This window comes from Williamsia sp. z34 (genome assembly GCF_059553395.1).
This window is the reverse complement of the sequence record NZ_JCANWW010000006.1, coordinates 386,962-398,300: the sequence shown is the minus strand read 5'-3', so window position 1 is coordinate 398,300 and position 11,339 is coordinate 386,962. Positions and strand designations below refer to the sequence as shown.

The window sequence follows — 11,339 nt, the reverse complement described above, 5'->3', positions numbered from 1 at the left end:
CCCTCCGTGTCAGCCTCAAGGTGAGTCACCGCACCGAGAGGAAGCCCGATGCTCGCCTTCACCACCGATGAGAAACGAGAGTTCGTCCTCGATTACCTCCAACAGCGCCACGGCAGCAAGACCGCCTGGCTGCAGGACAAACCGTTCAGCCTCCGACAGTTAGCACGCTGGCGCAGCGCCTATCTCCACGGCGACCTTGACCGCGACCTCGTACCTCGCAAGACTCGAGGAATGACCAGCCACCCTGCTCGACTTGAGGATCTGGAAAAACTCCTGACCCAACAACAACGCGAACACGACGCGCAACTGGCCGAACTCCACGAGGAAAACTCCTCCTTACGAGCGGCCAACGACGCGTTGGGAAAAGCTATCGGGCTCATGCACAAGTGGAGCGAGCACACGCCCGACGACACCCCCACTCCACCCGAGCCACCCAGTTCCTGACCTCCGAAAACATGCTGGTCACCCTACTTGCACAGCTACCCGGGATGAGCCAACGCAAAGCCCTTGCCGTACTGAATATTTCACGGTCAACCTGGCAATACCGCCAACGCCCCCGAAACCGGGTGAGCAACCCGATCTCACACCCCCAACGCCACCAACCACACGCACTGAATCTGACCGAGATCACCACGATCGAGGAGCACGTACTACGGGCCTGGACGCGCGGCGACTCCGTCGACCAGGCCTACGCCACCGCCTGGGACCAGGGCATAACAGTCGGCTCACGCCGCACCTGGTGGCGCTACGCCGCAGCCTTGGAACAATCACAGCGACCAGTCAAAACCCACCGCACCAAAACCGGGCCCCGCGAAAAACCCGTACTGCTGGCCACCGGACCGAACCAAATCTGGTCCTGGGATATCACCGACTTCAAAGCCCCTTACCGCGGACAAGCATTCAAGGTGTACTCAATCATCGACATCTTCTCCCGCAAGATCATCGCCAACCGCGTCGAAAACCGTGAACTCGACTACATGGCAGTGGAAATGTTCGAAACCGCATTCACCACAGAAGGAACCAAACCCCAATGGGTACACGCAGATTCAGGATCAGCGATGCGCTCCGATGCCATGAAAACCATGCTCGGCAACAACAAGATCAACGAATCGCACTCACGTCCCAGCGTCTCTAACGACAACCCGTACTCCGAGTCAGAGTTCCGAACCCTCAAACACCGCAAACATTTCCCCGGCATCTTCGAAACCCTCAACGACGCCCGCAACTACGTCACCACCTACACCGACTGGTACAACAACCACCACCGCCACAGCGGCATCAGCCTCTACACACCCAACGACGTCCACGACGGATCCTGGCGAGAAACCCACCGCCGCCGGCAACAAGCACTCGACGCCTACTACACCGAACACCCAGACCGATTCCGCCAACCACCAACCGCCCCACCCGCCCCGAACTGGTCAGGAATCAACTCCACCGGACCCCAACCCGCCACAAAATGACTCCACACAGGTTGACATCTACCGGTGTCGGCACTTTCGGCACGGTGAACGGTGATTTCGGCACGCTCGACGGGCGGTTCGGCACGCTCGACGGTGGGCGTTCAGTGGGGGCCGATGCTCTCCCAGAGGAACTCGTAGGCGAGTGCTGATTTGAAGGCCGCCTGCTTGTTGTCGGCGGCGCCGCCGTGGCCGCCCTCGATGTTCTCGTAGTAACTCACCGAATGTCCCAGTTCCTCCATGCGGGCGACGAACTTGCGGGCGTGACCGGGATGGACGCGATCGTCGCGTGTCGAGGTCGTCATCAGCAGCTTGGGATAGTCGACGTCACGGCGAAGTAGTTGATATGGGGAGTATTTCGAGATGAACTCCCACTGCTCCGGATCGTCGGGGTCGCCGTATTCGGCCACCCAGGAGGCGCCGGCGAGTAGCAGGTGGTAGCGCTTCATGTCGAGCAATGGGACCTGGCAGACCAAGGCGCCGAACAGTTCCGGGTAGCTGGTCAGCATCACGCCCATCAGCAGTCCGCCGTTGGACCCGCCCTGTGCCGCCAGTTGTTCACTGGTGGTCAGGCCGCGCGCGATCAGATCCTTGGCGACACTGGCGAAGTCCTCGTAGACGAGATGGCGGCCGGCGAGCTGGGCCTGGGTGTGCCATGTCGGTCCGTATTCACCGCCGCCTCGGATGTTGGCGATCACGTAGATGCCGCCGCGCTCCACCCAGCTGCGCCCGGAGACCGCGCCGTAGCTCGGTGTCAGCGAGTTCTCGAACCCGCCGTAGCCGTACAGCAGGGTCGGTCCCGAATCCACGTCGTCGCGTTTGACCACGAAGTACGGAATTTTCGTTCCATCGTCCGACGTCGAGAAGTGTTGGGATGCAGTGACATTGCTGGTGTCGAACAACGCCGGTGACTGTTTGATCGGGGCGACGCCGTCGGTACTCGTCCCGTGCAGCAGGCTCGGCGGGGTGGTGAAGCTGCTGGCCGACAGGAACAGTTCGTCGCTGTGGTCGGCGTCGGTGTCCAGGACCGAGATGGTCGCCAGCTCCGGAAGGCCGGCGAGCTCGGAGACCGACCAGTCCGACAGCGACAGCAGACGCACCTGTGTCTGCACGTCACGCAAGGTCACCAGCACCAGATGCTTGGACGTGAAGGAGAAGTTCTGCAGACTGGTGTGGTCGTCGGGCGAGAACAGCACGGTCGCTTCCCGATCCCCGGCCAGGTACGCGTCGTGGTCGAAGACCAGGAGCGTTCCGGTCGGGTATGTCTGCGAATCGCCCAGTTCCCAGGGCGAACGGGTGAACACCAGCAGCCACTGACGGTGAACGCTGGTGTGTGCGTCGGTGGGGACATCGATCAGCGTCGGTTCCGTGCCGTCGGCGAGGAGATAGAACTCCTGGTGGAAGAAGTCGGTCGACCGGACGACGAAGTGCCGTTCGAAACCGGGGGTGTCGTCGTACATCGCCTGTACCGCAACGTCTTCAACAGATCCAGCGAAGACGGTTTCCGCAGATTCCAGTGGGGTTCCGCGGGTCCAGCGCTTGACGACGCGGGGGTATCCGGAGTTGGTCAGCGCCGGTTGGCCGTCCGAGTGGGTTCCGAAATCGGTGCCGACGTAGACGGTGTCGTTGTCGATCCAGTCGATGTCGGATTTGTTCTCCGGCAGGGTGAACCCGCCGTCGGCGGCGTCGACCCAGGTCCGCGAGACCATGTCGAACTCGCGTACGACCGAGGCGTCGGCGCCACCACGCGAGAGCAGGATCAGCGCCCGCTCATGGGCCGGACGCAGAACCAGGGCACTTTTCCAGACCCAGTTCTCGTCTTCGGCGGCGGCGACCGCGTCGAGATCGATCAGTACATCCCATTCGGGGGAGTCGGTGCGGTACTGCTCCAACGTGGTGCGGCGCCACAGCCCACGCGGGTTGGCGGCATCACGCCAGTAGTTGTAGAGGTGGTCGCCGCGGCGTCGGACGTACGCAATGCGGTCGTCGGTGTCGAAGACCTCGAGGGCGGCGGCTTCTAGTTCAGAGAAACGGGTTGCGGTGGTCAGCCGATCCAGGGTGGGCTGATTGTGCTCACGCACCCAGGTCAGGGCGTCATCGCCGGTCACATCTTCGAGCCAGAGGTACGGGTCGGAATCACTCACGCCGACCAGTCTGCCGCACCCGACCTCTCGGTGTTCACCAGCGGTCCGGAGGCGCCGGGACCCAGGCGGGCCGCCATGACCGCGAGATTCATGCGCAGGATCTCCAGGGCCAGCGACGAGTCGATGGTCGAGAGGGTGTCACGTTCGCTGTGCACATCGGTGTTGGACCGGTCATCGGCCTCGATGGTCAGGACCGCCGGGATTCCGGCGTCGATGAACGGCACGTGGTCACTGGCGAACGGGTTCAGCGACGTGGTCACCGACAGCTCCGTGTAGGTCGCCGCGGCCGTGACCAGGTCATTCATCAGCGTTTGCGAGTTCTGTCCGCCTTCGATCATGACCCCGAGGGCGGGTGAGTTCTTCCGGCCGATCATGTCCATGTTGATGACGGTGGTCATCCGGTCCCGCGCCTGCGGTGCGAGCGCGGCGACGTATTCGGTGCTGCCCAGCAGGCCCTGTTCTTCGCCGCCGAACAAGATGAGCACCACATCGTGCTGCCATGTGTGGCCCGCCAGGACGACCCCGAGTTCCAGCACCCCCGCCGACCCCGAGGCGTTGTCGTCGGCGCCCGGTGCCGGAAGCGAACGTCCGGCTTCGTTGACCGAATCCAGGTGGGCGGTGGCCAGGATCAGGTCACGGGGTTCGGGGCCGCTTCCGGGCAGGTGCGCGATGAGGTTCGCACTCGATTCGGAGCCGACCGCCACCGGCGTGCGGTAGACGGTGTATCCGGCACCGTCGAGTTCGACGGCCGCGAACAACATCGTGGACCCGAACTCCGGACTCAGCGAATGTCGGGTCAGCGGGGCGGCGATGGTTGTCAGGAAGCGGTCGTAGCGCGGGCGCGACAGGGCAGAGAGCAATGCGGCGATCTCTGGATCGGGCATGGCCCTGACCATCGGTGGGTGTTCGATCATCGGTGCGATTCGCATCGCCGCCGATCGTCGGCAGGTGCGTTCACGTCCGGCTTCGACGGTGTCCTCGGTCGGCATCACAGGGTTCCTTTCAGTGCCGGCGTCTCATGGCCGCCGGACCTCGATCCGGTCACTGTCGCGGTGAACGATCTCGGGTGCCGGAGCTCCGGTCGATTCGTGCAGCCGCTGCCCGGGTACGTCGTCGCGGCCGAGTCCGAGCTCGACCACCGATCCGTCGGGTTCGAGTTCGATGCCGCGCCGGCCCCTGGCCGGTGGGAACTCGAAACCGTCGGGGCGGTAGACGGCCACGTCGTCGTGGTCTTCTTCGAAGGAGTGCCACCAGCGCTGTTGGGCCACGGGGGTCACAGCACCGGAGTGGGCGACGTCGGGGCGGCGGCCTGGGCGCTTCCAGCCGCCACCAGCGCGGCCCGGGCGGTGTCGAGGCTGGCCCGCATCCGACTGACCTGCCCTGCGGTGAACATCATCATCGAGTCGTCGTCGGTGTAGTCCATGTAATCCATGAACAGATCGCCGTGCGGGGCGTTGTTGCAGCTGACATGGGGATAGGTCGGCTTGCCGGTGTTCTCGCGGCCCTGGTTGGGGGTGTCGGAGACCTCGTCGGTGCCGCCGCAGCCGCTCCCGTCGTCGCCCCAGATGTGGAACAGGTTGAGGTAGTGCCCGATTTCGTGGGTGGCCGTGCGACCGAGATCGAACGGCGCTTTGGCGGTTCCGGTGGTGCCGAACGCGGTGTGGGTGATCACCACACCGTCGGTGTCCGCGGGTCCGCCGGGGAATTGTGCGTACCCGAGCAGTCCACCACCGAGTAGCCCGACCCAGACGTTGAGATACCGGTCGGTGGGCCAGGCGTCGATGCCACCACTGGCGGTGAACTTGATGGCATTGTCGGAATCAAAGCTCGGGAGTGTGGTCGAGGTGCGGGTGATACCGGTCGTCGGGCTGCCCGTCGGGTCGACGGTGGCCAGGGAGAACTCCACGTGAGCGTCGCCGATCCGGTCCTTGAAGAACTCCGGGACCCGGTCGATGTCGTCGTTGGTGGCCCGGAAGTCGCGGTTGAGAACCTCTATCTGGCTGTGTATCTGAGCATCTGAGATGTTCTCGGCGTCTGTCCGGGCAACCACATGCACCACCACCGGGATGTGGACCATCTCGGTACTGAGCCGTTCGAGGGCTTCGAGTTCGATGGTTGTGTTCTCGAGTTCGGCCCGCGCCCGACGGTAGTCCGCCGACTCGGTGAGCAATCTGCGGTGTTCGGGCATTGCCCCGCAGCGGCGGGTGGTCGGGGGTTCGATGGTGGTCATGATGTTCTCCGATCAGAGGATGAGGTCTGCTGTGCGGATGAGTTCTCGTGCGATGTGGGAGCTTTCGATGTGCTCCAGCGGATCGGAACCGAGGTAGGCGCTCAGGTCGAGGCCGGCTGCGGTGGCGATCCGGCGGACCGGAACCTGGTAGGTACGGTACGCCCCGAAGGCAAAAGCTTCAGGCGCGGTGGCGAATTCATCCAGAAGCGCCTCCTGGCTCAGTAAGTAGCCGGTGGACGACAGTGTGCCATCGGTTTTGACCATCGTCGCGACCTTCCAGAACTGCTTCGGGAGTTTGAACCCGCGGTAGGACGGGTCGTCGTCGGCGAATATCGGCCCGGTCAGGACACTGACCTTGAGGGCGTTGTTCTGTGCGCTACGCAGCAGATGGTCCTCCAGTCCCACCCACAATGTCCGGCCCGCATTGAAATCGTGGTGTTGCGGCGTGCAATTGGTGAAGTGGAAGGTGTCGTCGTTGGCGGCCTTCGCTTGCGGACCCCACGCCGGGTCGAGACGGCGTACGAGGTGCCCGCGGTCGAGGGGGTTGTCGCGGTAGAGGGCTTCGTCGGTCTGTGCGTCGGCGCCGATCCGCGGATCACGAATCCACCGGTCCGACTCCCGGGGCGGATCGTTCGCCTGACCACCGTCGATGTTGACCGCGGTGAACAAGGCCATCCGGCGCACACGGTGCATCACGACGCTGAAGTGGTGGTACCGAAGTTCTTCGGAAGCAACCTGTTTGATGGCCTCGGGCAGAACGGGCAACGGTACCGGCCGGGTGAGGAAACCGGGGTCGTAGCCACCGCGGGTGTTGTAGTCGGGGTCGATGGTGACCGCCTCGGTGCCGGTGTTCACGGTGCCCGCATCCGCCCGGATCGTGGTGGCACTGCCGTTGAGATGCACGGTGATCTCCACCGGGAGCCGGATCGTCGTGGCCGTGTTCGCGAAGTGTGCCTCGCCGTGGTCCGATTGCCCGGCGCCGGGGATGTGCACCGGGGCCGGTGGCGGCTGGTCGTCGCCGAGTAGGGCGCCGGCGAGTTCGGTCTGCGCGGCGGTCAGGGGCTGTGCCCGCAGGTGGGCCAGGATGCTGCTGACGCGTACCCCTTCGTTGAGGAACCCGCCGAACTGCGTCTGCTGCGGGGCGGGCACGCCGGCATGGTGCAGCGCAACAACTTCCCACTGGTCGTTGAACACCGGGGAACCGGATGATCCGGGTTCGGTGTCGGCGGAGTAGTGGACGAAGCCCTCGGCGATGTCGACGAGTTTGTTCTCACGCAAGACGATCTGCTTCTTTCGACCACCGGGATGCTGGATGATGGTGACGGATTCACCGACGATCACCGTGCCCTGCGCCGAGGTGAGCCGGTTGTACCCGTATGGCGCCAGTTCTGCCGCCGGAGCGTCGACGGCAACCAGCGCGAAGTCCCGTTGGCGGTCTGCGAGGAAGAAGCGGTCGGGTGCAAAGGCGAATGAGTTGCCGGACAGCGCAACCCCGCCCACCCCGTCCTGGTAGTTGAACTCGATCTGACTCGTCCGGGCCGTCTCTGCGTCCGGCAGCACATGGTGATTGGTCAGGAGCAGTGAGGGGGCGACGAGGAATCCGGTGCCGAACCCGCGCGACCGGCCGGAGCCGACCCCGATGTTCACCCGGCCCACCGATCGCGCCGAGATCACGCCTTCGTCGAGGTATCGGATGCCCAAGAAATCAGGAGCGTTGATGATCTTCTCGAGGTCGGCGCCCTTCATGTCGAGCGCATCAGCGGCTCGGACCACTCCCGCGGCGATCGTGGGTTCGGGTGTCAGGGACGCCGAGCCGGGTGCGTAATAGCGGGCGATCCGGGCCAGGCGGTTGGTGATCCGCGCCGACGAGTCCGCGTCGGCCAGGGCGCCCCGCGCCACCGCATCCTCGTTGCCGCTGCGTTTGCCCTGGCGCTCGGCGATCCTTCGCGTGGCGGCGTCGATCTGAAGTCGATACTCGGAATCGAATGCGTCCAGGTGTGACTGCGTCAGCTCATCGGACTGCGTCTGGATGATCGTCATGGCATGTCCTCGTCGAGTTCGGGTCGAGGTGTTCGGGCGCTGAGGTGGAGGCGTGGTTCGACGATCCCGCGATCCGGCAGTCCGCGCGCGCGTAGTCCGCTACCCGAATCCGTCACCCGGCACTACGTGACCTGCCTCGAGGATGCGTCGATTCATGGGGTTGCCGATCGTCATTGCAGTGTTGGACCGCAACAAAGCGGCCCACAATGGACGAAACCAAAGGAGGCCGATGATGCGATACGCACTACTTCTGAGCAACCGTGAGCCCGGTGAAGGCGAGATCTCCGAAGCGGAGTGGGCCGAGTGTCAGGACGCTTTCGGTGTCTACGGCAACGCACTTGCCGCCGCCGGGGTCCTCGTGGCCGGCGAGATCCTGCAACCGGTGGGGGCAACCACCACGCTGACCCGACGGGACGGCAGCCTGCAGATCCAGGACGGCCCGTTCGCCGACACGAAGGAGGCCTTGGCCGGGGTCTTCGTGATCGACGTCCCCGACCTCGATGCCGCGCTCGCGTGGGCCGAGAAGAACCCGGGCGCCCAGTACGGCGTCATCGAGGTGCGCCCGGTCGGGATCTCGCTGGTGGACGGGCACTGGGTCTGAACCATGCCCGAGTCCGGGTCTGAGGTGGACGTACGCGCGGCCATGTCCGCGCGTACGTCCTACGGCCGGTTGCTGGCATTGCTGGCCGCCGCCGACGGCGACGTGCCTGCTGCCGAGGACGCGTTGGCCGACGCCTTCGAGCGGGCTCTGACGCACTGGCCGCACGCGGGGGTGCCCGACAACCCGGACGGGTGGATTCTCGCGGTCGCGCGCAATCGCCAACGGGATCGGTGGAAGTCTGCCGCCTACCGCAATTCGGTTGTGCTGGAAGAGGATCGACATGCCGGCGTGCACCTCGACGTCGTCGATCCCGACGTGATCGGGGACAACCGGCTGGCACTGATGTTGGTGTGTGCGCACCCGGCGATCAACCCGGCGGTGCACACCCCGCTGATGTTGAACACCGTGCTCGGGTTCACCTCCGAACAGATCGGCCGGGCACTGGCGATCCCCACCGCGACGCTGGCCGGGCGTCTGGTTCGGGCAAAACGACGGATCAAGCAGGCCCGCATACCTTTCCGGATCCCGGACCGTACAGTGCTGGCGCAGCGGATGCCGGCCGTCGCCGAAGCCGTCTATGGCACGTTTGCCATCGACTGGCACAGCAGCGGAACGCAGCGCAGAGACGATTTGGCGACCGAAGCACTGTATTTGGCCGAGACGCTGGTCGCCCTGGCGCCGGCGGACGATCGGGAGATCTCGGCCGAGACGCATGGGCTCGCGGCACTGATCTGCCTGTCCAATGCGCGACTCCCGGCCCGGTACAGCCCGACCGGCGCATTGGTCCCGCTGGCCGAACAGGATGTGACGCGGTGGGATGGCGGCCTCATCGCACGGGGGCAGGAGCATTTACGGACGGCGCACAGATGCGGTGTGCTCGGACGCTTCCAGCTCGAGGCCGCGATCGAATCCGTGCACATCGCGCGGCGAGAGCTGGGAACCACCGATTGGTGGGTCCTGCGCGACTTGTACCGGGTACTCGACACGGTGGCACCGACTCTGGGCAGCACCGTCGCACTGGCCGCGGTGACGGCGGAGGTCGACGGCCCGGCGGCCGGGCTGGACGTACTCGAGCAGGTTGCCGACCGGACCGGCCGCTTTCAGCCGGCCTGGAGCACCCGCGCCCACCTGCTCGGGCAACTCGGCAGAACAACGCAGGCCCGGGATGCGTTCGCCAAGGCCATTTCTCTGACCATCGATCCCGCGCAGCGTCACGAACTCGAACGGCGGCGCGGCGAACTCAGCTGACCGCCTCGGCTTCGGAGACCTCACCGGTACGGACCGGGCACCGGGTACGCGAGTAGATGGTCGGCATGCACAGGTTGCAGTGCACACATTTGGACACCGTCGTCGGGTCGGCCTCGATGCGCAGAAGGAGGTCGGGCTCACGCAGGAGTGCGCGACCCATCGCGACGAAGTCAAAGCCCTCGGCGAGTGCGAGATCCATCGATGCACGGTCGGTGATGCCGCCCAACAGGATCAGTGGCATCGACACGGCCGCGCGCAACTGGCGAGAGAGGGGCAGCAGGTAGGCCGGCTCGTAGTCGTACTTCTTCAGGAAGAACGGGGCGACCGCTTTGAGGCCCAAGCGCATCGCGCCGCGGAAGGCGTCGGCGAACTCCTTGCGGGGCACGTCGCCGTGGAACAGGTACATCGGGTTGAGCAGTGAACTACCCGCGGTGGGTTCGATGGCATCGAGGTAGCCGTCGGACTCGAACATCCGGCCGACCTCGCATGCCTCGTCGACACCGAACGATCCGGGGAAGCCGTCGTACATCCCGAGTTTCGCCCAGATCGCGACATCGTCGCCGACCTCGTCCCGCACCGCTTCGCTGATCTCGCGGCAAAAGCGTGCCCGGTTGACCAGCGAACCGCCGTACTCGTCGCGCCGGCGGTTGAGCAGCGGGCTCAGGAAACTACTCGCGAGATAGCTGTGACCGAAATGGAGTTCGAGTCCGTCGAAGCCGCTGTCGACCGCGAGCCGGGCGGCCCGCCGGTACTTCGACACGGAGTCGGCGATGTCATCGGTCGTCAGCTTCTTACACAACGACATGCCCATGGGTGCCGGAATGCGGGACGGTCCATGGGCTTTGGCCTGATTGGAGATGGAGTTCGCAACCGGACCGGCATGCCCGAGCTGCGCGGCGGCGAGGGCACCCTCGGCGTGAATGGCCTCGGTCAGGTCGATCAGACCGGGCACGGCCTCCGGGCGCATCCAGATCTGGTGGCGGTCGGTGCGGCCTTCCGGCGAGATCGCGCAGTAGGCGACGGTGTTCATCGCGACACCGCCTGCGGCAACTTCCCGGTGGAACTCGATGAGTTCAGGAGTCACCAGGGCATCGGGTGTGGCGCCCTCAAACGTGGCGCACTTGATGATCCGGTTGCGGAGTTTGAGCGGACCGAGGGACGCGGGGGCAAACGGTGTGGGCTGCACTCTGCTGAGGGTATCCGCCATCGGATCGGTGAACAAGAACAGGTTCTAGTCCCGGCCGCCCGGGTGATTCCATCCGACTGCGGTCGGGTGACGAATAGAGCGTGGAGGTCCGATCCGGGCGACCGGGTGGACGCCGCCATGAATGGTGTGTCGGGGACTGTGGACGCAAGGGATGTGGCATGAAAGCGCAGCGCAAGGTGCATCTCGAGGTCTGTGACCCGGGCCGCGACGATGGACTCGAGGCACTGCCCGCCGACCCCGATGCCCAGGAGTTCGCCGACGGTGGTCGCGGATACGCCGCGCTGATGTCACCGCCGGACCGTTGGTTGTGGATCCCGGCGGGGTGATCGCCGACCGGGCGCCTGCGTCCCATTCACATGAAATCAGGCCCTGGCTAGGGGGATCTGTCAGCACGCCGTAGTGCAGAGAC

11 protein-coding genes are annotated in these 11,339 nt (G+C 65.0%); 5 read left to right on the top strand and 6 right to left on the bottom strand.

All coding sequences use genetic code 11. The features are described from left to right. Positions 1 to 48: 48 nt before the first annotated feature. Both AC51GT_RS17690 and AC51GT_RS17685 read left to right on the top strand, forming a co-directional pair. Positions 49 to 444: a hypothetical protein gene (locus tag AC51GT_RS17690; RefSeq protein ID WP_496324071.1), complete on the top strand. Its 396-nt coding sequence runs from the start codon at positions 49 to 51 to the stop codon at positions 442 to 444. 44 nt (positions 445 to 488) lie between these two features. Further along, positions 489 to 1,463 (top strand): transposase, encoded by a 975-nt coding sequence (locus tag AC51GT_RS17685; protein ID WP_496329362.1) that lies wholly within the window; start codon positions 489 to 491, stop codon positions 1,461 to 1,463. 101 nt (positions 1,464 to 1,564) lie between these two features. Here the strand turns inward: AC51GT_RS17685 and AC51GT_RS17680 are convergent, their stop codons facing one another. The 5 genes from AC51GT_RS17680 to AC51GT_RS17660 are packed head-to-tail and all read right to left on the bottom strand — an operon-like array spanning position 1,565 to position 7,874. Continuing rightward, positions 1,565 to 3,604 carry a prolyl oligopeptidase family serine peptidase gene (locus tag AC51GT_RS17680; RefSeq protein ID WP_496325046.1) on the bottom strand — a complete coding sequence of 680 codons (2,040 nt, stop codon included), beginning with the start codon at positions 3,602 to 3,604 and terminating at the stop codon, positions 1,565 to 1,567. Beyond that, positions 3,601 to 4,593 carry a M28 family metallopeptidase gene (locus tag AC51GT_RS17675; protein WP_496325045.1) on the bottom strand — a complete coding sequence of 331 codons (993 nt, stop codon included), beginning with the start codon at positions 4,591 to 4,593 and terminating at the stop codon, positions 3,601 to 3,603. The genes AC51GT_RS17680 and AC51GT_RS17675 overlap by 4 nt, the downstream gene beginning before the upstream one ends. Positions 4,594 to 4,620: 27 nt before the next feature. Then, entirely contained in the window at positions 4,621 to 4,872 is a 252-nt protein-coding gene (locus tag AC51GT_RS17670; protein ID WP_496325044.1) for a hypothetical protein, read from the bottom strand. A gap of 5 nt (positions 4,873 to 4,877) precedes the next feature. After that, a complete protein-coding gene (locus AC51GT_RS17665; protein WP_496329594.1) occupies positions 4,878 to 5,834 on the bottom strand; it encodes a M43 family zinc metalloprotease in 957 nt (318 codons plus the stop codon). A gap of 12 nt (positions 5,835 to 5,846) precedes the next feature. Beyond that, complete coding sequence (locus AC51GT_RS17660; protein WP_496329593.1) at positions 5,847 to 7,874, bottom strand: DNA/RNA non-specific endonuclease; 2,028 nt, start codon at positions 7,872 to 7,874, stop codon at positions 5,847 to 5,849. 232 nt (positions 7,875 to 8,106) lie between these two features. On the opposite strand from AC51GT_RS17660, the gene AC51GT_RS17655 reads away from it, so the two are divergent. Further along, positions 8,107 to 8,475: a YciI family protein gene (locus AC51GT_RS17655; protein ID WP_496325072.1), complete on the top strand. Its 369-nt coding sequence runs from the start codon at positions 8,107 to 8,109 to the stop codon at positions 8,473 to 8,475. A 3-nt stretch (positions 8,476 to 8,478) separates the two neighbouring features. Further along, on the top strand, positions 8,479 to 9,723 hold the full coding sequence (locus AC51GT_RS17650; RefSeq protein WP_496329592.1) for an RNA polymerase sigma factor: 1,245 nt from the start codon (positions 8,479 to 8,481) through the stop codon (positions 9,721 to 9,723). Here AC51GT_RS17650 and AC51GT_RS17645 read toward each other — a convergent pair. Continuing rightward, positions 9,716 to 10,930 (bottom strand): NADH:flavin oxidoreductase, encoded by a 1,215-nt coding sequence (locus AC51GT_RS17645; RefSeq protein ID WP_496325040.1) that lies wholly within the window; start codon positions 10,928 to 10,930, stop codon positions 9,716 to 9,718. The genes AC51GT_RS17650 and AC51GT_RS17645 overlap by 8 nt on opposite strands. Before the next feature lie 158 nt (positions 10,931 to 11,088). On the opposite strand from AC51GT_RS17645, the gene AC51GT_RS17640 reads away from it, so the two are divergent. Further along, positions 11,089 to 11,256 (top strand): hypothetical protein, encoded by a 168-nt coding sequence (locus AC51GT_RS17640; protein WP_496325039.1) that lies wholly within the window; start codon positions 11,089 to 11,091, stop codon positions 11,254 to 11,256. The last annotated feature ends 83 nt before the right edge of the window (positions 11,257 to 11,339 follow it).